This window comes from Acidaminococcus sp. (genome assembly GCF_050873445.1).
Taxonomy (GTDB): domain Bacteria; phylum Bacillota; class Negativicutes; order Acidaminococcales; family Acidaminococcaceae; genus Acidaminococcus.
On the sequence record NZ_JBNMIU010000001.1, the window covers coordinates 83,570 to 105,165 of the forward strand.

Genomic DNA, 21,596 nt, shown 5'->3' on the forward strand with positions numbered 1-21,596 from the left:
ATGGATAAAAAGAAAATCACCGAACGGGTGACGGCCCTGGTAGCTCCCATTGTGGAGGCTGCGGGGCTGGAACTGGTAGATGTGGAGTACGTGCGGGAACGGGACTGGTTCCTGCGGGTCTTCATCGACAAGGAAGGCGGCATCGACATTGATGACTGCTCGGCGGTCAGCAATGCCCTGGCCAAAAAACTGGATGAAGAGGATTTCATCAGAGAAAAATATTATCTGGAAGTTTCTTCGCCCGGCATCGACCGTCCCCTGAAAAGGGACAAGGACCTGGTTTCCCACTACGGGACCAAAGTGGACATGGCTTTCTTCGCTCCCTATGAAGGGAAGAAGCAGCTGACGGCGGTGCTGAAGTCCCATGACCGGGACAACCTGGTACTGGAAGATGAAAAGAAGAAAGAACTGACTATTGCACGGAAGCTGATCGCTTCGGTGCGGCCCCATATCGATTTTTAACGAAGTTAGAGGAGGAAATAAGAAGTGAATGCGGATTTCGTGAAAGCCATTGCGCTCTTGGCCAAGGAGAAGGGGATTTCTCCGGATATCTTGTACAGTGCAGTGGAGGAAGCCCTGATCACCGCCTATAAGAAAAACTACGGTTCTGCCCAGAATGTACGGGTTTCCATGCATAAAGAAACCGGGGAGATCCATGTATATGCCCGGAAGAACATTGTGGAGGAAGTCACGGATCCGACCACGGAAATCAGCCTGGCCGATGCCCAGAAGCTGAACAGCCACTATCAGGCGGGGGATATCCTGGAAACAGAAGTCACCCCCAAGAATTTTGGCCGCATTGCTGCCCAGAACGCCAAGCAGGTGATCGTACAGCGCATCCGGGAAGCGGAACGGGGTATGGTGTATGAACGGTATTCCGACCGGGAGAACGATATTGTCACTGGTACAGTGCAGCGGATCGAAGGACACAATGTGTTCGTCGACTTGGGCACTGCGGAAGGCCTGCTGCTGCCCAACGAACAGATCCCTCATGAAACCTATGAGTTCCATGAACGGCTGAAATGCTACGTGGTGGAAGTGAAGAAGACCACCAAGGGTCCCCAGATTATCCTGAGCCGTACCCACCCCGGCCTGCTGAAGCGTCTGTTCGAACTGGAAGTTTCTGAAATCCAGGACGGCACTGTGATCATCGACAGCGTGGCCCGTGAACCGGGCATGCGCAGCAAAATCGCCGTGCACAGCACGAACCCCAGCGTGGATCCGGTAGGCGCCTGCGTAGGCCCCAAGGGCATGCGGGTACGTGCCATCGTGGACGAACTGCGGGGCGAAAAAATCGATATCGTGAAGTACAGCGACGATCCGGAAGAATACGTGGCCAACGCTCTGTCTCCTTCCAAGGTGGTTTCTGCCACGGCGGACAAGGATGAAAAAATCTGCCGGGTGGTAGTGCCGGATTACCAGTTGTCCCTGGCCATCGGCAAGGAAGGGCAGAACGCCCGTCTGGCAGCCAAACTGACCGGCTGGAAGATCGACATCAAGAGCGAATCCCAGGCGGCAGCAGCTCAGGAAACCGAACAGGCCCCTGAGGAAAGCGGTGAGGACGCATGAAAGCCAAGAAAATCCCCCAGCGGACCTGTATCGGCTGTGGAGAAGTAAAGAATAAAAAAGACATGGTCCGGATCGTCCGTTCCCCCGAAGGGAATGTGAGCCTGGACCGTTCCGGCAAGAAACCGGGCCGGGGCGCCTATGTGTGCCCCGACGCCACCTGCATCGAAAAGGCCTTCCAGAGCAAAAGCCTGGAGCGGGCCCTGCAGGTAAAGGTATCTCCGGAAACCAAGGAAGCCTTACTGACGGAGCTCTCCCATGAAAACGGATGAGCAGCTCTGCTTTGCATTGGGCCTGGCCCAGAAGGCGGGCAAGCTGGCATCCGGTGATCAGGGCATATGGGACACGCTGAAGAAGAAGGGACGTGCCCGCTATGTGCTGATTGCCGCAGATGCCTCCCAGCGCACGACGGAAAAAATCGTGCACTGGTGCGACGCCAACCAGGTCCCTTACGGAAAACGCCTGGACCGGGTACGGCTGGGTGTGGCCATCGGGAAAGCACCCCGGGCTGCAGTGGCCGTCCTGGACGACAATTTTCGAAAGATGATGGGATTTTAGGGTAACAATGGAGGTGTGCGGATGACAAAATATAGAATCTATGAGATTGCTAAAGAAATGAACGTGGACAACAAGAAGGTCCTGGGTTTCCTGGCTGACCATAAAATCAGCGTCAAAAACCATATGAGCACGGTGGAAGCCAATGTGCGGGATATGATCATCAAGGGCCTGAAAGACAACAAGGGTCCGGTGAAGGCTGCCGCCCAGAAGGTGCAGGCCAGAGCCGCCCAGGCGGTGAAACCGGTGGACGGGAAAGCAGCCGGTCAGGCCAGCCATGGGACCCAGCAAAAGCCCCAGGCCCATACGGAACAAAACCGTGACCGCCGGGATAACCGCAACGACCGCAGTGAATACCGTGGAGACAACCGTCACCAGGGTGAACGCAGCTTCAACAATAACGGCCGCCGGGACGGGAACCGTCCGAAAGGCAGCCATCAGAACAACGGCCAGAACCGGGACAACGGCCGCCGCAGCGACCGGCCCCAGAATGCCGGCAGCCGGAATGGCAACGGCAGCGGCAACAGCCGGTTCAGCCATAACGACCGGAACAATGCCCGCAACGGGAACAACCGGAATGGCAACAACAGCCGGAAAACCCAGAATGGACGTCCCAATAAGCCGTCCGCTCCGGTGAACATGAACAGTGCCCATGCCGGCAAGGAAATGGGCAAGCGGAACAACAACCACAACCATCAGGAAAAACGGGAGAAGATCAAGGGCTCGTACGCTACCCGGGAAGACCGTCCGACCCGCAGTGCTGATCATATGATGAAGAATCACAAACATAAGAACAACAACCGGAATGCTGCACCGGCTAAAAAGGCCGAAGTAGTGAGACCTGCCAGCATCGAAGTGGGCGAAAGCATCAGCGTAAAGGATTTTGCCAAGCTGCTGTGCCGTGACGTGAATGAAGTCATCAAGAAACTGTTCATGCTGGGCAAGATGGTGACCATCAACCAGGAAATCGACCATGAAACGGCTGAACTGGTGGGCATGGACTTCAACTGCGAAATCAAGGAACCGCCGCCTGAAGCGGATCCCACGGAAGTGCCGGAAGTGGAAGACGACCCGGCGCTGCGGGTACCCCGTCCGCCTGTGGTCACTGTTATGGGCCACGTGGACCACGGCAAGACTTCTCTGCTGGATGCCATCCGGAAGACCCACGTGACTGCACGGGAAGCCGGCGGCATCACCCAGCACATCGGTGCTTACCGGGTCATCTGCCAGGGCCGTCCCATCGTGTTCCTGGATACTCCGGGCCATGAAGCCTTTACGGCCATGCGTGCCCGCGGTGCCCAGGTGACGGATATTGCCGTACTGGTCGTGGCTGCTGATGACGGCGTCATGCCCCAGACCATCGAAGCCATCAACCATGCCAAATCCGCCAAGGTGCCCATCATCGTGGCCATCAACAAAATCGATAAAGAAGGGGCCAACCCGGACTTCGTCATGCAGCAGCTGTCTGAACACGGCCTGATTCCCGAAGCCTGGGGCGGCGACACCATCATGGTGCCCGTTTCCGCCCGTCAGAAGACCGGCATCAATGACCTGCTGGAAATGATCCTGCTGGTGGCTGATATGCTGGAACTAAAAGCCAACCCGGATCTGCCGGCTCACGGCACCGTTGTGGAAGCCAAGCTGGACAAGGGCAGAGGCCCTGTGGCTTCCGTGCTGATCGACCGGGGCACCCTGCATATCGGGGACTCCATCCTGGTGGGCACCTGTTACGGCAAGGTCCGTGCCATGGTGAACGACCGGGGCGAAAAGGTGAAGAAGGCTCTGCCCTCTACGCCTGTGGAAGTGCTGGGCCTGAACGATGTGCCGGAAGCCGGGGACATCATGGATGCCTGCGATGAACATATCGCCCGGAGCATCGCTGAAAAGCGGATGGCCAAGGCAAAGGAAGAAGAACAGAAGAAAGCCAAGGTTTCCCTGGACGATATTTTCAACCGGATCCAGGAAGGTGAACTGAAAGACCTGAACATTGTGGTGAAGGCCGACGTACAGGGCACCATCCAGGCTCTGGAACAGGCCCTGGGCAAGATCAAGAACGACGAAGTGAAAGTGGTCATCGTGCACTCCGGCGTAGGTGCCATCAACGAATCCGACGTCATGCTGGCTTCTGCGGCCAATGCCTTGATCATCGGCTTCAACGTACGGCCTGACGCCAATGCCCGGAAGACCGCCGAAGCGGAAAAAGTGGATATCCGGACCTACCGGGTCATCTATGATGCCCTGAACGACGTGCAGGCTGCCATCAAGGGTATGCTGGCACCGAAATTCAAGGAAAAGGTCATCGGCCATGTGGAAATCCGGAAGGTGATCCCCATCAACAAGATTCTGATCGCCGGGGCCTATGTGAAGGACGGCAAGATCACCCGGGCCTGCAAGGTACGGCTGATCCGCAACGGCATCGTGGTCCACGAAGGAGAACTGGATTCCCTGCGCCGGTTCAAGGATGATGTGAAGGAAGTGGCTGCCAGCTATGAATGCGGCCTGACTCTGAAAGATTATCGGGACGTCAAGGAAGGCGATCAGCTGGAAGCCTATGTGATGGAAGAAGTGGCTGCCGAATAAGGAGAGACTATGTCGAAACTTCGTGCTGAAAAATTGCAGGCGCTGATCAAGCAGGAACTGAGCAACATGCTGATCCGCGACGTGAAGGATCCCCGTGTGAAGTTTGTGACCATCACGGGGGTGGAGGTGAGCAACGACCTGAGCTATGCCAAGGTCTATGTGAGCCTGTATGGCAGTGAAGAACAGCAGGCACAGGCCTGGAAGGGGCTCCAGCATGGGCTGGGCTTCTTCCGGACCGAAATCGCCAGACGCATCGATCTGCGGGTGGCGCCCCAGCTGAGCTTTCACAAGGATACCTCCATGGAATACAGTGCTCACATCGAATCCCTGCTCCATGAGCTGAAGAAAGAAGAGCACCATGAGTAAGGAAGTGGACTTGAAGGAAACCTGGCAGCTGCTCATGGGTGCCGGAAGCCTGGTACTGGTGAGCCATGTGGGACCCGACGGGGATACCCTGGGCTCCACCCTGGGCCTGGCCCGGGCGTTGAAACAGGCCGGCAAACAGGTACGCCTTCTGGTGGATGATACCCTGCCTGCGGTATACCAGTTCCTGCCGGAAATGGATACCTACGAACAGCCCAAGGCCGGGCAGTCCATTGCCTGCGATTTGGTGGTGGTGGTGGACGCCAGTTCCAGGGACCGGATGGGGGAGGCGGAAAAGTGCCTTTCCGCACCGATCCTGAACATCGATCACCACATCTCCAATACCCATTATGCAGACTATCTGCTGCTGGATCCCCAGGCGGCAGCCACCGGGGAAATCATGTACCGGCTGCTGACTGCCAACCGTGTACCCCTGGACAAAGAACTGGCTACGGATCTGTACACGGCCATCGTCACCGACTGCGGTTACTTCAAGTATGCCAACACCACCCCCAGCTGTATGCGGGTGGCAGCGGATCTGGTGGCTCTGGGTGTGGAACCCAACGAAATCTCCGATCTTCTGGAGATCAAGGCTCGGAATTCTGTGGAACTCCTGGCCAAGGTGCTGCCCAGCCTGACGTTTTATGCGGACGGCAAGATCGCTACCCTGGAGATTCCCCTGAGCCTGTACGACAAAAATGTGTCCACGGAAAGCTTCATCTATCATCCCCGGTACATTGCCGGGGTGGATGTGGCCGTGCTGTTCAAGCAGGTGGAACCCAAAGCCACCCGGGTAAGCATGCGTTCCAAAAAGGTGGATGTAAGCAAGGTAGCCGTGGCTTTTGGCGGCGGGGGCCATCCCAAGGCAGCAGGCTGCACCATCGGCCTGCCGCTTGCAGAAGCCAGGAAAGCCCTGGTCCAGGTCATTGAAAAGGCCATGGAGGCACTGTAATGGACGGGATTTTCAACGTACTGAAACCACCGGGCATGACCAGTCATGACGTGGTGGGGGCCCTGCGGAAAATCCTCAATATGAAGAAAATCGGCCATGCCGGAACGCTGGATCCTCTGGCGGCCGGAGTGCTGCCGGTATTTACCGGTATGGCCACCCGGTTCCTGGAATATGCTTCCCATGAGGAGAAAACCTACCGGGCGGAGCTGACCTTCGGCTTCCAGACGGATACGGGAGATACGGAAGGAAAAGTGGTGGCAGAAAGTCCCATCCGGAAGCTGACAGCGGAGGAAATCGAGACTGCCCTGGAGCAGTTCCGGGGGGACGGCACCCAGATCCCGCCCATGTATTCCGCCATCAGCGTGGGCGGCAAGAAATTGTACAAGCTGGCCCGGCAGGGCATTGAAGTGGAACGGAAACCCCGTCCCATCCATATTGCTCTGCTGGATCCGGTGGACTACACCGGGGATACCCTGGTGTTCGACGTGACCTGTTCCAAGGGGACATTTATCCGGACCCTGTGTGAGGACATTGCCGGGCGCCTGGGCATGAAGGGGACCATGAGCTTCCTGCTCCGGCGCCAGGCCGGAGTCTTTACTCTGGAAGAAGCCCATACTCTGGAAGAAATCCAGGCGGATCCGGAAGGGTGCTGCCAGGGAGTGGACAGTGTGCTGGCCCAGTTCCCGGAGGTGCGGGTGAACGCCCTCCAGGGACGGCGCATTGCCCAGGGCGTAGCCACTACGGTTCCCCATATCACCGATGGCCTGCTGTACCAGGTTCGCACCAGGGAAGGACTCCTGGTGGGGCTGGCCAGGGCTGTGGATGGTCGGCTGCGGGGCCACAAGATCATCCATATCCCGGAAGTAGAGGACAGAAAGAACCATGAAACTGATCACATCACTGGAAGAACTGAATAACGCACAACTGCTGCCTTCTGCTGCAGCCCTGGGTACTTTCGACGGAGTCCACCGGGGCCATCAGGAAGTGATCCTGACCACAAAGGAATACGCCCGTCAGCACCATCTGCAGCTGATGGTGTTCACCTTCAGCACCCATCCCCTGGCCAGCCTGAAACCGGAACTGGAACCGGCCCGGCTGCTGGACAATGAGGCCAAGGTCCATCTGATGGTGGAGCTGGGGGTGGACATCTTGGTGAACATCCCCTTTACGAAGGAGCTGGCTGCCCGCAGTGCCGACGAATTCCTGTCCCTCCTGGTGAAAGCGGGGGTCAGGGCTGTGGGCATCGGTGACAACTTCAGTTTCGGTGCCGGTGGCAGGGGCAATGTGCACCTGCTGAAGGCAGAGCATACCAGGTATGGGCTCACCGTCCTGTCCCGGCCGCTTCTGAAAGTGGACAGCATGGTGGTCAGCAGTACCAATATCCGCAGGGCCATCAAAGAGGGCCGGGTGGCACTGGCCCGGGAAATGCTGGGACGGCCCTATGAGATCCGGGGCAAGGTGGTATCCGGTGATCACCGGGGCCGCAGCCTGGGGTTCCCCACAGCCAATCTGAAGCTTCTGGGCACCCATATGGCCATCCCGGCTTTCGGGGTATACGCCGGGTCCGTCAAAGTGGGAAAGCAGCGGTATGATGCCATGGTCAACGTGGGGGACAATCCCACCTTTGCCAATCAGGAAACCCGTCTGGAAGTCCATCTCTTCAATTTTGACGGGAATCTGTATGGGCAGGAAATCCGGGTGGAGTTATGGCTGCGCATACGGGGAGAAAAGAAATTCAGTTCCCTGGAGAAACTCATAAGGCAGCTGCAGGAGGATGAAAAGATGGTAAAAAGCCTCCTGGCCAGTGAAAAAGCCCGGATTGCCCAGGAAAAGGCAAAAAAGGAACAGAAATAAATCCGAAAATGGCTTGCACAATAAAGCCATTCATGCTATTATATTTCGGTAAAGCTAATTGGTGGAGGTGAGAACATGCCGAATATTAAGTCTTCCGTTCGTAGCGTTAAGACTGATGCCGAACGGCGCGCTGCCAATGGCCCGGTGAAAGCTGAAATCCGCAGCACCGCACGTAAGGTTGAAGCTTTTGCTGCTGCAGGATCCAAAGAAGAGGCCCAGGCCACTTTGAAAGTAGCGGCGAGCTTATTAGATAAAGCTGCTCGTAAAGGTACGGTTAACAAAAAAGCCGCAGCTCGCAAGAAATCCCGTTTAGCCAAGAAAGTCAACGCTGTAAAGTAAGACTTGTGGCTGGACATGAGGAAGGCTGACAACATTCGTTGCCGGCCTTTTTTGTTGCCCGAAAAGCCCGGGACTTCGACAACAGGCCCTTTTGCATGGTATAATAAAATATTGAACGAAATCAGCAATGTGTTTTGAAATAAACGGAGAGTGAGAAAGCTTATGGCAAAACGTGACCATATCCGAAATTTTTCCATCATCGCCCATATCGACCATGGCAAATCCACCCTGGCCGACCGGCTCATCGAGATGACCGGAACCTTGTCCAAGCGGGAAATGGAAGACCAGATCCTGGATTCTATGAGCCTGGAACGGGAACGGGGCATCACCATCAAGGATCAGGCCGTACAGCTGGACTATAAGGCGAAAGACGGCAATGACTATGTCCTGAACCTGATCGACACCCCGGGGCATGTGGACTTTACCTACGAAGTATCCAGAGCCCTGGCGGCCTGTGAAGGGGCCCTGCTGGTTATTGACGCAACCCAGGGCATCGAGGCCCAGACTCTGGCCAATGTTTACCTGGCCATGGACCACGACCTGGAGATCATCCCGGTGATCAACAAGATCGATCTGCCCAGCGCCGATGTGCCCCGGGTGGAAAAAGAAATCGAGGACATCCTTGGCATTCCCAAGGAAGACTGCGTATTGTGCAGTGCCAAGACCGGCCTGGGCGTGGATCAGGTACTGGAGGCCGTGGTGAAGCGGGTGCCGCCCCCTAAGGGCGACCCGGCCCAGCCGCTGCAGGCCCTGATCTTCGACTCCAAATTCGACTCCTACAAGGGTGTGCTGCTGTACGTGCGGGTGGTGAACGGCTGCCTGCGCAAGGGCATGGCCATCCGGCTCATGGCCACCGGCAAGGTGTACGATGTGACGGAAGTGGGCGTATTCAAGCCGGCCATGGTGAACGTGGACGAGCTGGGTGAAGGCCAGGTGGGCTTTTTGGCGGCTTCCATCAAGACCGTCAAGGATGCCCGGGTGGGCGATACGGTGACGGATCATAACCGGCCCGCCAAAGAACCGCTGCCCGGCTACCGAAAGGCCACTCCCATGGTGTACTGCGGCCTGTATCCGGTGGAAAACTCCGATTACGACAACCTGCGGGATGCCCTGGAAAAACTCCAGCTGAACGATGCGTCCCTGTCTTTTGAACCGGAAACTTCTACGGCCCTGGGCTTCGGCTTCCGCTGCGGCTTTCTGGGCCTTCTGCACATGGACGTGGTGAAAGAACGGCTGGAACGGGAATACAACCTGAGCCTGATCACCACAGCTCCCAACGTTATCTACGAAGTGGTGAAGACCAACGGGGACATCGAGATGGTGGACAACCCCTCCCAGTTCCCCAATCCCACGGTGATCGAGCATGTGGAGGAACCTTTCGTGAATGCCACCATTATCGTGCCCAAAGATTTCGTGGGACCGGTGATGGAACTGTCCCAGGACAAACGGGGCGAATACCAGAACATGACGTACCTGGACGAGACCAGAGTCATGATCCATTATGCTCTGCCCCTGTCGGAAATCATCTTCGATTATTTCGACCGGCTGAAAAGCGTGTCCCGGGGCTATGCTTCCCTGGACTATGAACTGAGCGGCTACCGGACTTCCGATATGGTAAAGGTGGACGTACTGCTGAACGGGGATCCGGTGGATGCCCTGAGTGCCATCGTACACCGGGATCGGGCCCAGTACTGGGGCCGTGCCCTGGTGGAGAAACTGCGGAAACTGATTCCCCGCCAGTTGTTCGAGATCCCCATCCAGGCCGCCATCGGCAGCAAGATCATCGCCCGGGAAAACGTCAGCGCCCTGCGGAAGGACGTATTGGCCAAGTGCTACGGCGGTGATATTACCCGGAAACGGAAATTGCTGGAAAAGCAAAAAGCCGGGAAAAAGAGGATGAAACAGGTGGGCAGTGTAGAACTGCCTCAGGAAGCATTCATGGCCATTTTGAAGATGGACGACAAATAAGGGATCCTGTATCTGGACAGGGTCTGCTGATCATCACGGAAAGGAGTTCTCCCCTATGGTCCAATTGCAAAAATCCACCCAGGAACTGATCTGCCAGTCTATCCGCGGCCGGATCCAGGCGGGAACTCTTGCGCCTGGCACAGAACTGAAACAGGTGGACCTGGCCAAAGAATATGGCGTTTCCCGGATGCCGGTGCGGGAAGCTCTCCAGACCCTGCTGCTGGAAGGGGTGGTGACCCGGCTCAGCAACCGGCACATGGTAATCGCCCAGGATGCGGCCAAACACCTGCAGGGCAGGAAAACCGCCCTTTCCGCACCGGCAGACAGGACAGAAGTGGAACCGCTGAATTACCGGCAGAGCAGTCTGGCCGAGTCGGATCAGGTGGGCAAGATCCATATGCTTCCAGCCCGGCAGCAGGTGGCTTCCTATTTGCGGAAAGCCATCCTGCGCCGGGAAATCCCTGAAGGCAGCGTACTGACTCTGGAGGAGACGGCCCGGCATATGGGGGTTTCTACCACACCGGTGCGGGAAGCCCTGCAGCTGCTGGCCAGTCAGGGCCTGGTGAAACTGCGGCCCAACAAGGGAGCCGTGGTGCTGGGCATGGATGAAAAGGCCATCCGGGACCATTTCGCCGTCCGGACCCTGCTGGAGGGGGAAGCAGCTGCCCTGGCCGCCCGTCCGGGCAGTGACCTGACCGAAGTGGAGAAAGTGTATCAGGCCATGCGCCAGTGCCTGCTGGATCACCGGTATGCCGATTACAAGCATTACAACGAAAGCTTCCACATGGCCGTGTGGGATGCAGCCGATAACCCCAAGCTGGCCCAGATCCTGGGCAGCCTGTGGAATGGGCTTTCCCTCGGTTTCCTCATGACGGAAACCGATTACGCCAAGATTTCCTATTTCGAACACGAGCAGCTCATGGAGGTCCTGCGGGCCCACGAACCCGAAAAGGCCCGCCAGCTCATGCGGGAACATATGCACCGCAGTATGGAAAATATCCTGACCAACTATCGGGAACAGGTGAAGGGGAAAAAATAACATCAGCCGCTGGCTGATGCCGGCAATCAAACAGGAACTGGGAAGGATGATTTCTCGGTTCCTGTTTGTATATATGATATTGTAGCCAAAAATAAGATAATTCAAAAACTCCATTGACTCTTAGAGCCGGTGGAGTTATATTATAGTCAAGAAATGGATACATTATCAAATATCAAAACAAATCCAAGCGCGCAGGATGTGTGGAGATCCAAGGAGGAGAAAAAAAGAATGTCACCGATCGCCATAACGCTTTGCCTGCTGCTTTTTGTCATCATCCTTTTCGTCACCGAAAAACTTCCCCTGGCAGTCACTTCCATGATTGCCCTGATGGTCCTGGTCCTCACCGGAGTGCTGACACCTAAGGAAGGTTTCGCCGGATTCGTGGATACCAACCTGATCCTGTTCGTTGCCATGTTCATCATCGGCGGAGCCTTCTTTGAAACGGGCATGGCCAACAAGGTGGGCGGCATCGTAACGAAGTTTGCCAGGACCGAACGGCAGCTGATTGTAGCCGTGATGCTGGTTACCGGCATCATGAGCGGTATCTTGTCCAACACCGGTACGGCCGCTATCCTGATTCCTGTGGTCATCGGCATTGCATCCAAATCCGGGTTTTCCCGGTCTCGGCTGCTGCTGCCCCTGATCTTCGCTGCCGCCATGGGCGGGAACCTGTCCATCATCGGCGCTCCCGGCAACCTGCTGGGCAAGAGCGCTCTGGAACAGATCGGTCAGGATCTCAGCTTCTTTGAATATGGTTATGTAGGCCTGCCCATCCTGCTGATCGGCACCGCCTTCTTTGCCACCATCGGCCATCGGTTCCTGCCCAGCAAGCAGGGGCAGGGCAGCGAAAGCATCTACGACAAGGCTCCTGATTTTTCCAAGGTTCCGGCCTGGAAACAGAAAATGTCCCTAATCGTCATGGTGCTTACGATTATTGCCATGATCTTCGAAAAGCAGATCGGTATCAAATTCTACCTGTCCGGCTGCATCGGGGCTCTGATCCTGGTGGCAACCAGCGTGATTTCTGAAAAACAGGCCTATGCTTCCATTGATATGCAGACCCTGTTCGTGTACGGCGGTACCCTGGCCCTGGCCAAGGCGCTTTCCAAGACCGGTGCCGGCAAGGCCATTGCTGATACGGTGATCGGGACCCTGGGGCAGAATGCTTCCCCCATGGTGCTCCTGGCAGTGATCCTGCTCCTGAGCTGTGTCATGACCAATTTCATGAGCAACTTCGGTACCGCCGCTCTGCTGATCCCCATCAGCATCAACATTTCCCAGGCTATGGGCGCCGACCCCAAAGCGGTGATCGTAGCAACGGTCATCGGGGCTTCCCTGGCGTTCGCCACTCCCATCGGGATGCCGGCCAACATGATGGTTTTCGCCCCCGGCGGCTACAACTTCAACGATTACGTGAAGGCGGGCATGCCCATGGTGATCATCGGGTACATCACATCCCTGATCCTTTTGCCGATTCTTTTCCCCTTCTATCCCTGATGGAACGGAAAGTTTCAATGTATAATGTATAAAACAACCCTACTGCTTACGCACTGTTAAGGAGGAATTGCAATGTCTAAAGAAGCCCAAGTGGAAAAAATGACCGACATTATGGCCAAATTCGTTGGCTATACGGCCAAGGTCCTGCCCGATGACGTGGCAGCCAAACTGAAGGAACTGGCCGAACAGGAAACAGTTCCCATTGCCAAACTGCTGTATGAAACCTATGCCAAGAACCAGAAACTGGCTAAGGAACTGAACCGTCCGTCCTGCCAGGATACTGGTGTGCTGCAATACTTTGTGAAATGCGGCACCAACTTTCCGCTGATCGGCGAACTGGAAGGGCTGCTGAAGGAAGCCACTGTAAGAGCCACCTTTGCCACTCCGCTGCGTCACAACAGCGTAGAGACCTTCGATGAATACAACACCGGCAAGAATGTAGGGAAGGGGACTCCTACCGTGTTCTGGGAAATCGTCCCTGATTCCGATGAGTGCGTCATCGACACCTACATGGCCGGCGGCGGCTGCACCCTGCCGGGCCATGCCATGGTACTGATGCCGGGCGAAGGCTATGAAGGGGTCACCAAGTTCGTGCTGCAGCGCATGTACACCTACGGCCCCAACGCCTGCCCTCCGTTCCTGGTGGGTGTGGGCGTGGCCACTTCTGTGGAAACTGCTGCCTTGCTGTCCAAGAAAGCACTGATGCGTCCGCTGGGGTCCCATAACCCCAATCCCCGGGCTGCTGAAATGGAACGGCTGCTCACCGACGGCATCAACAAGATGGGCCTGGGGCCTCAGGGCATGACCGGTTCCGCTTCCGTCCTGGGCGTACACATCGAGAACACTGCCCGTCATCCGTCCGCCATCGGCGTGGCTGTGAACATCGGCTGCTGGAACCATCGCCGCGGCCACATCATTTTCGACAAAGACCTGAACTACACCATCACTTCTCATAAGGGGGTTGAATTATAATGGCTAACAAAGTAGTGCTGCATACGCCCATTAAATCCGAAGATATCGAAAACCTGAAAATCGGTGATATCGTTTATCTGACTGGCAAGATCACCACCTGCCGTGACGTGGCTCACCGCCGTCTGATCGAAGAACACCGGGATCTGCCGGTGAACCTGGAAGGGGGCGCCATTTTCCATGCTGGCCCCATCGTCCGTCCCATCGAAGGGAAGGATAACGCCTATGAAATGGTTTCCATCGGGCCGACCACGTCCATGCGGATGGAAAAATTCGAAAAGGATTTCATTCCCAAAACCGGCGTGAAGCTGATCGTGGGCAAAGGCGGCATGGGTCCTGATACCATGGAAGCCTGCCAGAAATACAAGACCATCTTCTGCGTGTTCCCTGCCGGCTGTGCTGTGGTTTCCGCTGTGCATTTCAAGAAGATCATCGATGCCCAGTGGAAGGATCTGGGGATGCCGGAAACCCTGTGGACCAGCGAAGTGGAAGAACTGGGGCCCCTGATCGTAGCTGTGGATACCAAGGGCGGCAACCTGTTCGAAGAAAACAAGAAGGTCTACAAGAAGAGAGCCGAAGAAGTGTACGAGGAAATCATCCCGCACGTACGGTTCATCAAATAACAAAAGCCGAAAGGCATCAGCTGGTCTCCATCGGCTGGTGACTCATGAAGAGGGTGTGGAAAATATTTTTCACACCCTCTTTTGCTTGCGGGGAAAAAGTAGCGGCGTCTTTTATTTTATGATACAATTGTTTTATTTTATGATACAAAATTTTATTTGAGTGGGAGAAAGAAAGCATTATGGAGAAAGCCAAAGGAAATCTGTTGCTGCTGCTCACGGCCCTGATCTGGGGCAGCGCTTTTGTGGCCCAGAGCGTGGGCATGGAATATATCGGCCCTTTCACCTTCAGCACCGTGCGGAACCTGATCGCCATTGTGGCGCTGATCCCGGTGGTGTGGGTGTTCGGGTGTTCCCGGGAAAAGAGGAGCCAACTGCCTCTCTGGCAGCGGCTGAAACCCGATCCGGTGACGTTGAAAGCCGGTGTCCTGTGCGGTGTCTGGCTGGGCATCGCCAGCATCTTGCAGCAGGTGGGAATGGTCATGACCACCGCCGGGAAGGCCGGGTTCATCACTGCCCTGTACATCATCCTGGTGCCCGTCCTGGGCCGCTTCCTGGGACGGCCGGTGCGGAAGATCCTGCTTCTGTGCGTGCCCATGGCTCTCACAGGGTTCTATCTGCTGTGTGTGAAAGGTGGCTTTACGGTTTCCTTCGGCGATTTCCTGATTTTTCTCTGTGCCATCTTCTTTGCCGGACAGATCCTGACCATCGACCATTTCCTGCTGAAGGGGGCCAACAGCGTGAAGCTTGCCTGGGTGCAGTTCGCGGTGACCTTCCTGATTTCAGCGGTACTCACCGGCCTGTACGAAAGACCGGTCCCGGATGCCCTGTGGGACGCCCGCTGGGCGCTCCTGTATACCGGCCTGCTCTCCAGCGGCGTGGCCTATACCCTGCAGATCGTGGGGCAGAAGTACACGGATCCCACCACGGCCACGCTGCTCATGAGCCTGGAATCGGTGTTTGCGGCGCTTTCCGGATGGCTGTTCCTGGGTGAAACCATGACCGCCAGGGAAGTGATCGGCTGCGTGCTGGTATTCGTGGCAGTGCTGCTGGCCCAGATCCCCATCAAAAAGGGGCTGTGAAAAAGTCCCAGCGTTGAAAGGAGCATTTTCCATGACTCGTTCCTGGTCTGCCTATCAGGGCATTTATGTACACATCCCCTTTTGTGTGCACAAATGCGCTTACTGCGATTTTGCCTCGTATCAAATCTATAACGACCACATCATGGCGGACTATACCCGGCGGCTGGTGGAGGAAATCCGCCAGTGGCAGCCGGATCTGCCCATCCGTACCGATGCCACTGTTTATTTCGGCGGAGGGACTCCCAGCGTGCTGCCGATGGGGCTGCTGGCCCGGATCGTAGATGCCCTGAAGGAACGGGGTTTCTGGAACTGCCCGGCAGAGGCCACTTTGGAGGCCAATCCGGGGACGGTGGATCTGGAATGGCTCCGGGCCTGCCATCAGCTGGGCTTTGACCGGCTGAGCCTGGGTATCCAGAGCTTTCAGCCTGCGGAACTGGCGGCCATGGGACGGATCCACACGGCGGATGAGGCGAAAGAAGCCATCGCCCTGGCCCGACAGGCGGGATTTACCCGGATCAGCGGCGATTTGATCTACGGTTATCCCGGCCAGACTGTGGACAGCGTCAGGGATTCCCTGCAGCAGCTGCTCCAGACCGGGGTGGACCATGTGTCCGTGTACGGCCTTACCGTGGAGGAGGGAACCCTGGTCCATGCCCAGCTGGAGAAGGGGCAGGCCACCCTGCCTTCGGAAGAAGCTGCCGGGGCCATGTACGGCCTGCTTATGGACGAACTGCCCAAAGCCGGTTATGCCCGGTACGAAATCTCCAACTTCGCCCGGCCGGGACAGGAATCCCGCCACAACCAGATCTACTGGCACTACGATCCCTATATGGCCTTCGGTGCGGCGGCCTGCCGCTTCAATGGAAAGCGGCGGGAAACCAATGCCCGCAGCCTGGTGGCCTATCTGAAGGGAGAAGTACCGGAAAGGGAAGAACTGACACCTGAAATCCGCCGGGAAGAACTGGTATTCATGAGCCTGCGTACGTCCAAGGGATTGTCTCTGACAGAATTCCAGGAGCGGACGGGAGAAGATTTCTTTCATATATATAAAGAAGGCTGGGAACATTGCCAGAAACGGGGCTGGATCCGGCAAAAGGGAGACCGTATCGCCCTGACTTCCCTGGGGATGCAGTACGGAAACCTGGCTTTTGAAGAATTTTTGTAGATTGGAAAATATTTTCAGGAAAAGTGTTGACAATTTGACTAAAGAGGTGTATCTTTACCATTAGATGTTAGCACTCTAACGAAAAGAGTGCTAACAATCCAGAAAAGAGATGATTACAGTGCTAAGTGACCGCAAGAAAAAAATACTTCAACTGATCATTGAAGATTATATCGAAACGGCTGAGCCTGTAGGATCTCGCAGCATCGCCAGAAAATACAACCTGGGGATCAGCCCCGCAACCATCCGGAACGAAATGTCCGATCTGGAACTGCTGGGGTATCTGGAACAGCCGCACACCTCGGCGGGCCGTGTCCCGTCGGCGGCGGCTTATCGGTATTATGTGGACAGCCTGGTGAAACCCACTGCGCTGGCGCCCAATGATGTGGCACTGATCAACAGCTGGTTCCGGGAACGGGTCCACAGTATCGATGATATCTTTCAGTCCACTGCCAAGATTCTGTCGCGGATGAGCAAGAACGTATCCGTGGTGCTGGCCAACAAGGACAGCGCTGGGGTGTTTTCCTACCTGCGGTTCCTGCCGCTCAACGAGCATCAGGCTATCTTGTGCATCGTAGCCGATGACGGGCAGATGGACAACAGTGTGATCCAGATCCCGGCGGGGATGAACCGCGTGGAACTGGATGCTCTGGCCCAGCGGGTGACCAATAAACTCCACGGGATGAAGCTGGACGATATCACAGACCAGGACCTGAAGGAAGTCAGGGATACTCTTGCCGGGGATAAGGCCCTGTATGCTTCTCTGATCCAGGTGGTCAGACAGATGCAGGATGGCCAGCAGGAGAACAAGATGTACCTTGGCGGAACCAAACAGTTGCTCAGCCAGCCTGAATTCAAGGATCCGGAACGGATCAAGGAGCTGCTGAGCGTGCTGGAGGAAGAGCAGATGCTGAAGGATATGCTGATGGCTGACAAGGACTCCGGTCTGAGAGTGACCATCGGCAGTGAAAACAAATTTTCCGGTATCCAGGACTGCAGCATGATCCAGGCTACCTACCGGCTGAATGGCCAGGTGGTCGGGACGCTGGCTGTCCTGGGTCCCACCCGGATGGAATATCAGAAAGTGATTTCTGTCATGGATTATCTCCACAATTACCTGCGGGTGGTCATGAATAAACTGGATGAAAAGTAGGGGAGGAACAATGGAAAAGGATACGCAGAAGGAAGCGGAAACCGTCAAGGCGGAAGCCAAAGCTACGGAAGCCAAAGCCGAAGAACAGGCAGCGTCCGCTGACCAGGACGGCAAGACTGAAAAGAACGAAGAAACAGCGGCTTCGGATCCGAAAGATGTAAAAATCGCAGCTCAGGAGAAACAGATCGCCGATCTGCAGAACCGGCTCCTTCGCCTGCAGGCAGATTTCGACAACTTCCGGAAACGGAACAACGAAGAACGGGAACGGCTGGGCCGGTATGTAACCGGTCAGGTAGTCCGGGAATTCCTGAAGGTGCTGGATAACTTCGAACGGGCGGAAGCCAGTCTGAAAACCAGCAAAGATGACAACGCTCTGCAGGTTGGGATGGAAAAGATCCACAAGCAGTTCGAAAAGGCGCTGCAGACCCTGCACATCGAGGAAATCCCTGCTCAGGGCAAACCTTTCGATCCCAATATCCACGAAGCCGTCATGCAGGGCAGCAATCCGGACCTGCCCGATGAAAGTATCGATCTGGTCCTTGAAAAGGGTTACAAGATCGGTGACGATGTGATCCGCCACTCCAAGGTGCGGGTCATCCGGAATGATTGATTGCAAACAACTTTTTTACCATAGAAAATTCCAGATTTGACAGGAGGAATTCATTATGTCTAAGATTATTGGTATTGACTTGGGGACTACCAACTCCGTAGTTGCCGTAATGGAAGGCGGCGAACCTACGGTTATCACTACCCAGGAAGGCGGCCGACTGACTCCTTCCGTGGTTGGCTTTACGAAAAACGGGGAAAAACTGGTCGGCCAGCTGGCAAAACGGCAGGCTGTATCCAATCCTGAACGGACCATCAGCTCCATCAAACGTCATATGGGCACCAAATACACGGTGACTGTCGATGGCAAGGACTATACGCCGGAACAGATTTCCGCTATGATCCTGGAAAAGATGAAGGGCGATGCCGAACGGTATCTGGGTGAAAAAGTCACCGAAGCCGTCATTACGGTACCGGCTTACTTCAACGACAGCCAGCGTCAGGCCACCAAAGATGCAGGCCGTATCGCAGGCCTGGATGTAAAGCGGATCATCAACGAACCAACGGCTGCAGCTCTGGCTTACGGCATTGATAAATCCGACGACCATACCATCCTGGTCTATGACCTGGGCGGCGGCACCTTCGATGTGTCCATCCTGGAACTGGGCGACGGCGTGTTCGAAGTGAAATCTACCAACGGTGATACCCATCTGGGCGGCGATGACTTCGATAAACGGGTCATGGACTGGATGTGCGATGAATTCAAAAAACAGAACGGCATCGACCTGACCGGCGACAAGATGGCCATGCAGCGGATCCGTGAGGCTGCTGAAAAAGCCAAGATCGAACTGTCCAACATGCTGACCACCAACATCAACCTGCCGTTCATTTCTGCAGGCCCTAACGGCCCTGTGCACATGGATCTGGATCTGACCAGAGCCAAATTCGATGAAATGACCAGCGACCTGGTTGACCGGACCCTGGTCTGCGTCAACAAGGCACTGAGCGATGCTCATATGAGCCCGAAAGACATCAACAAAGTCCTGCTGGTGGGCGGTTCTTCCCGTATCCCGGCTGTGCAGGAAGCCATCAAACGGACCATGGGCCAGGAACCGGCACACGGCGTGAACCCGGATGAATGCGTAGCCATGGGTGCTGCCGTCCAGGCAGGTGTTCTGGCTGGTGATGTGAAGGACGTACTGCTGCTGGATGTTACGCCTCTGTCCCTGGGTATCGAAACCATGGGCGGCGTGATGACCAAGATCATCGACCGGAACACCACCATCCCGACTTCCAAGAAACAGGTATTCTCTACGGCTACTGATAACCAGCCTTCTGTAGACATCCACGTGCTGCAGGGCGAACGGGAAATGGCCGCTGACAACAAGACCCTGGGTCGTTTCGAACTGGGCGGCATCCCGGCTGCTCCGCGGGGAGTGCCTCAGATCGAAGTGGCTTTCGATATCGATGCCAACGGTATCGTGAATGTAAGCGCCAAGGACCTGGGTACCGGCAAGGAACAGAAGATTACCATTACTTCTTCCGGCAGCCTGAGCAAAGAAGAAGTGGATAAGATGGTGAAGGAAGCACAGGCCAACGAAGCTGCCGACAAGAAACGGAAGGAAGCCGTGGAAGCCAAGAACCAGGCCGATACCCTGATTTACCAGGCTGAAAAGACCGTCAAAGACATGAACGGCAAGGGCCATGATGACCTGATCAAGAAGGTCCAGGATGCCATTGCTGCCCTGAAAGAAACCATGAAGAGCGACGATACCGATAAGATCAAAGCCGGTACTGAAGCTCTGCAGAAACCTCTGTATGAACTGAGTGCTGAACTGTACAAACAGAACCAGGGCGCTGCACAGGGTGCTGCCGGTGCCAATGCTGGTGCAGGGGCAGGCGCCAATGCCGGGGCTGAACAGAAGAAATCCGACGATGATGTGGTAGATGCCGAAGTCGTGGATGACGATAAGAAATAAGCTTTTCCTAGAGGGAGATACTGATGGCAGAGAAGAGAGATTATTATGAAGTGCTGGGCGTGTCCAAGAACGCTTCGGCGGATGAGCTGAAAAAGGCTTATCACAAACTGGCACGCAAGTATCATCCTGACTTGAACAAAAATGATCCGACTGCAGCTGATAAATTCAAAGAGGTCAACGAAGCCTACAGCGTCCTGAGCGATCCCCAGAAGAAAGCGGCCTATGACCAGTATGGCCATGCCGCCTTCCAGAACGGGGGCGCTGGTGCCGGCGGAGCGGGCAATCCCTTCGGCGGCGGGTTCCAGGGCTTTGGTGGTTTTGGCGGCGAAGGCATGGATGACATCTTCAATATGTTCTTTGGGGGTGCCGGCCGTGGCGGAGCTGGCCGTCGGGCCGACAACGGCCCTCGCCAGGGCACCGATTTGCGGGAGGATATGCCGATTACCTTTGAAGAAGCAGCTTTCGGTACGGAAAAGAAAGTCCGCCTGAACCGGGAGGAAGAATGTGAGACCTGTCACGGGTCCGGTGCGGCTCCCGGCAGCATGCCGGAAACCTGCCCGGACTGTCATGGGACAGGGGAAATCCGGGTTACCCAGAATTCTCTCTTTGGCCAGGTGGTCAATGTACGGTCCTGTCCGAAATGCCATGGTACCGGTAAGATCGTAACCAATCCCTGCAAGGATTGTCATGGGACCGGCCGGGTGAAGAGAAGGAGAATCCTGACCGTGAAGATCCCTGCCGGTGTGGATAACGGTTCCCGTCTGCGGGTGGCCGGAGAAGGCGAAGCAGGGCTGCGGGGCGGCCGTCCTGGGGATCTGTATGTGTACCTGTATGTGAAACCCCATGCGTTCTTTGAACGGGAAGGCACTACGGTGGCCTGCGAAGTGCCCATCAATATCGTGCAGGCAACCCTGGGGGCTGAAGTTGAAGTGCCGACCCTGTACGGCAAGGTAAAGGTGCGGATTCCGGAAGGGACCCAGCCCAACAAGGTCCTGCGGCTGAAGGGCAAGGGGATTGTATCCCTGCGCAACGGCCGGAAGGGCGATCAGATGGTACGGATCAAGGTTGTGATCCCCACCGGTCTGAGCGATGCCCAGAAGGAGGCTCTGCGGAAATTCGCAGAAGCCGAAGGCGGCAGTATCAATCCGGAAGAAAAGAGCTTCTGGAACAAGATCAAAGGTCTGTTCAAGTAAGTCAATTGAAAAACGTCCGCTGCGGAAACGCAGCGGACATTTTTTGTCGGGTTTGAAAACCCCACGCTATGCGTGGGGTTCTGGAAAGCTTTTAGCTATACCAAAAAATCCTCCTTTGGTAAAATGAAGATGGCTACCAACCACTTCATTTTGAAAGGAGGATATCCTGAATGGATATT

General features: G+C 55.8%; 21 protein-coding genes. All 21 read left to right on the forward strand.

The features are described 5' to 3' along the window. The 21 genes from rimP to dnaJ all read left to right on the forward strand — a co-directional run bounded on the left by rimP (position 1) and on the right by dnaJ (position 21,417). Positions 1-462 carry a ribosome maturation factor RimP gene (rimP, locus tag ACR0QW_RS00385; RefSeq protein WP_432641747.1) on the forward strand — a complete coding sequence of 154 codons (462 nt, stop codon included), beginning with the start codon at positions 1-3 and terminating at the stop codon, positions 460-462. Between the two features lie 24 nt (positions 463-486). Then, the gene (nusA, locus tag ACR0QW_RS00390) at positions 487-1,569 is read left to right on the forward strand and encodes a transcription termination factor NusA (RefSeq protein WP_432641748.1); all 1,083 of its coding nucleotides are present in this window, start codon (positions 487-489) and stop codon (positions 1,567-1,569) included. Then, positions 1,566-1,838, forward strand: coding sequence for an RNase P modulator RnpM (rnpM, locus tag ACR0QW_RS00395; protein ID WP_432641749.1), 273 nt, complete (start codon positions 1,566-1,568; stop codon positions 1,836-1,838). The genes nusA and rnpM overlap by 4 nt, the downstream gene beginning before the upstream one ends. After that, a complete protein-coding gene (locus tag ACR0QW_RS00400; RefSeq protein WP_432641750.1) occupies positions 1,825-2,124 on the forward strand; it encodes a L7Ae/L30e/S12e/Gadd45 family ribosomal protein in 300 nt (99 codons plus the stop codon). Before rnpM ends, ACR0QW_RS00400 begins: the two co-directional genes overlap by 14 nt. 21 nt (positions 2,125-2,145) lie before the next feature. Further along, entirely contained in the window at positions 2,146-4,701 is a 2,556-nt protein-coding gene (infB, locus tag ACR0QW_RS00405; RefSeq protein WP_432641751.1) for a translation initiation factor IF-2, read from the forward strand. Between the two features lie 9 nt (positions 4,702-4,710). Further along, positions 4,711-5,067, forward strand: coding sequence for a 30S ribosome-binding factor RbfA (gene rbfA / locus ACR0QW_RS00410; RefSeq protein ID WP_432641752.1), 357 nt, complete (start codon positions 4,711-4,713; stop codon positions 5,065-5,067). Continuing rightward, a complete protein-coding gene (locus ACR0QW_RS00415) occupies positions 5,060-6,016 on the forward strand; it encodes a DHH family phosphoesterase (protein ID WP_432641753.1) in 957 nt (318 codons plus the stop codon). The genes rbfA and ACR0QW_RS00415 overlap by 8 nt, the downstream gene beginning before the upstream one ends. After that, positions 6,016-6,933, forward strand: coding sequence for a tRNA pseudouridine(55) synthase TruB (gene truB, locus ACR0QW_RS00420; RefSeq protein ID WP_432641754.1), 918 nt, complete (start codon positions 6,016-6,018; stop codon positions 6,931-6,933). The genes ACR0QW_RS00415 and truB overlap by 1 nt, the downstream gene beginning before the upstream one ends. Further along, the gene (locus ACR0QW_RS00425) at positions 6,899-7,870 is read left to right on the forward strand and encodes a bifunctional riboflavin kinase/FAD synthetase (protein WP_432641755.1); all 972 of its coding nucleotides are present in this window, start codon (positions 6,899-6,901) and stop codon (positions 7,868-7,870) included. The genes truB and ACR0QW_RS00425 overlap by 35 nt, the downstream gene beginning before the upstream one ends. Before the next feature lie 75 nt (positions 7,871-7,945). After that, a complete protein-coding gene (gene rpsT / locus ACR0QW_RS00430) occupies positions 7,946-8,209 on the forward strand; it encodes a 30S ribosomal protein S20 (protein WP_071142393.1) in 264 nt (87 codons plus the stop codon). Between the two features lie 162 nt (positions 8,210-8,371). Continuing rightward, complete coding sequence (lepA, locus tag ACR0QW_RS00435) at positions 8,372-10,177, forward strand: translation elongation factor 4 (protein WP_432641756.1); 1,806 nt, start codon at positions 8,372-8,374, stop codon at positions 10,175-10,177. Positions 10,178-10,232: 55 nt separating this feature from the next. After that, on the forward strand, positions 10,233-11,216 hold the full coding sequence (locus ACR0QW_RS00440; protein ID WP_432641757.1) for a GntR family transcriptional regulator: 984 nt from the start codon (positions 10,233-10,235) through the stop codon (positions 11,214-11,216). 228 nt (positions 11,217-11,444) lie between these two features. Beyond that, positions 11,445-12,713: an SLC13 family permease gene (locus tag ACR0QW_RS00445; protein WP_432641758.1), complete on the forward strand. Its 1,269-nt coding sequence runs from the start codon at positions 11,445-11,447 to the stop codon at positions 12,711-12,713. Between the two features lie 72 nt (positions 12,714-12,785). Continuing rightward, positions 12,786-13,685, forward strand: a complete 900-nt coding sequence (gene ttdA, locus ACR0QW_RS00450; RefSeq protein ID WP_432641759.1) for a L(+)-tartrate dehydratase subunit alpha — start codon at positions 12,786-12,788, stop codon at positions 13,683-13,685. Next, positions 13,685-14,305, forward strand: coding sequence for a L(+)-tartrate dehydratase subunit beta (ttdB, locus tag ACR0QW_RS00455; protein ID WP_432641760.1), 621 nt, complete (start codon positions 13,685-13,687; stop codon positions 14,303-14,305). The genes ttdA and ttdB overlap by 1 nt, the downstream gene beginning before the upstream one ends. Before the next feature lie 179 nt (positions 14,306-14,484). After that, positions 14,485-15,384 carry a DMT family transporter gene (locus tag ACR0QW_RS00460; protein ID WP_432641761.1) on the forward strand — a complete coding sequence of 300 codons (900 nt, stop codon included), beginning with the start codon at positions 14,485-14,487 and terminating at the stop codon, positions 15,382-15,384. A 31-nt stretch (positions 15,385-15,415) separates the two neighbouring features. Next, positions 15,416-16,549: a radical SAM family heme chaperone HemW gene (gene hemW, locus ACR0QW_RS00465; RefSeq protein ID WP_432641762.1), complete on the forward strand. Its 1,134-nt coding sequence runs from the start codon at positions 15,416-15,418 to the stop codon at positions 16,547-16,549. 109 nt (positions 16,550-16,658) lie between these two features. Next, complete coding sequence (gene hrcA / locus ACR0QW_RS00470; RefSeq protein WP_432641763.1) at positions 16,659-17,699, forward strand: heat-inducible transcriptional repressor HrcA; 1,041 nt, start codon at positions 16,659-16,661, stop codon at positions 17,697-17,699. A 10-nt stretch (positions 17,700-17,709) separates the two neighbouring features. Continuing rightward, positions 17,710-18,309, forward strand: coding sequence for a nucleotide exchange factor GrpE (gene grpE / locus ACR0QW_RS00475; protein ID WP_432641764.1), 600 nt, complete (start codon positions 17,710-17,712; stop codon positions 18,307-18,309). A 55-nt stretch (positions 18,310-18,364) separates the two neighbouring features. Further along, the gene (gene dnaK / locus ACR0QW_RS00480) at positions 18,365-20,224 is read left to right on the forward strand and encodes a molecular chaperone DnaK (protein ID WP_432641765.1); all 1,860 of its coding nucleotides are present in this window, start codon (positions 18,365-18,367) and stop codon (positions 20,222-20,224) included. Between the two features lie 23 nt (positions 20,225-20,247). Continuing rightward, complete coding sequence (gene dnaJ / locus ACR0QW_RS00485; RefSeq protein WP_432641767.1) at positions 20,248-21,417, forward strand: molecular chaperone DnaJ; 1,170 nt, start codon at positions 20,248-20,250, stop codon at positions 21,415-21,417. Positions 21,418-21,596 lie beyond the last annotated feature (179 nt).

Excerpts from the sequence above, each read along its gene's own strand:
- rimP (WP_432641747.1), top strand. The coding sequence starts at position 1 with ATGGATAAAAAGAAAATCACCGAACGGGTGACGGCCCTGGTAGCTCCC.
- rnpM (WP_432641749.1), top strand. The coding sequence starts at position 1,566 with ATGAAAGCCAAGAAAATCCCCCAGCGGACCTGTATCGGCTGTGGAGAA.
- ACR0QW_RS00400 (WP_432641750.1), top strand. The coding sequence starts at position 1,825 with ATGAAAACGGATGAGCAGCTCTGCTTTGCATTGGGCCTGGCCCAGAAG.
- infB (WP_432641751.1), top strand. The coding sequence starts at position 2,146 with ATGACAAAATATAGAATCTATGAGATTGCTAAAGAAATGAACGTGGAC.
- rbfA (WP_432641752.1), top strand. The coding sequence starts at position 4,711 with ATGTCGAAACTTCGTGCTGAAAAATTGCAGGCGCTGATCAAGCAGGAA.
- ACR0QW_RS00415 (WP_432641753.1), top strand. The coding sequence starts at position 5,060 with ATGAGTAAGGAAGTGGACTTGAAGGAAACCTGGCAGCTGCTCATGGGT.
- truB (WP_432641754.1), top strand. The coding sequence starts at position 6,016 with ATGGACGGGATTTTCAACGTACTGAAACCACCGGGCATGACCAGTCAT.
- ACR0QW_RS00425 (WP_432641755.1), top strand. The coding sequence starts at position 6,899 with ATGAAACTGATCACATCACTGGAAGAACTGAATAACGCACAACTGCTG.
- rpsT (WP_071142393.1), top strand. The coding sequence starts at position 7,946 with ATGCCGAATATTAAGTCTTCCGTTCGTAGCGTTAAGACTGATGCCGAA.
- lepA (WP_432641756.1), top strand. The coding sequence starts at position 8,372 with ATGGCAAAACGTGACCATATCCGAAATTTTTCCATCATCGCCCATATC.
- ACR0QW_RS00440 (WP_432641757.1), top strand. The coding sequence starts at position 10,233 with ATGGTCCAATTGCAAAAATCCACCCAGGAACTGATCTGCCAGTCTATC.
- ACR0QW_RS00445 (WP_432641758.1), top strand. The coding sequence starts at position 11,445 with ATGTCACCGATCGCCATAACGCTTTGCCTGCTGCTTTTTGTCATCATC.
- ttdA (WP_432641759.1), top strand. The coding sequence starts at position 12,786 with ATGTCTAAAGAAGCCCAAGTGGAAAAAATGACCGACATTATGGCCAAA.
- ttdB (WP_432641760.1), top strand. The coding sequence starts at position 13,685 with ATGGCTAACAAAGTAGTGCTGCATACGCCCATTAAATCCGAAGATATC.
- ACR0QW_RS00460 (WP_432641761.1), top strand. The coding sequence starts at position 14,485 with ATGGAGAAAGCCAAAGGAAATCTGTTGCTGCTGCTCACGGCCCTGATC.
- hemW (WP_432641762.1), top strand. The coding sequence starts at position 15,416 with ATGACTCGTTCCTGGTCTGCCTATCAGGGCATTTATGTACACATCCCC.
- hrcA (WP_432641763.1), top strand. The coding sequence starts at position 16,659 with ATGATTACAGTGCTAAGTGACCGCAAGAAAAAAATACTTCAACTGATC.
- grpE (WP_432641764.1), top strand. The coding sequence starts at position 17,710 with ATGGAAAAGGATACGCAGAAGGAAGCGGAAACCGTCAAGGCGGAAGCC.
- dnaK (WP_432641765.1), top strand. The coding sequence starts at position 18,365 with ATGTCTAAGATTATTGGTATTGACTTGGGGACTACCAACTCCGTAGTT.
- dnaJ (WP_432641767.1), top strand. The coding sequence starts at position 20,248 with ATGGCAGAGAAGAGAGATTATTATGAAGTGCTGGGCGTGTCCAAGAAC.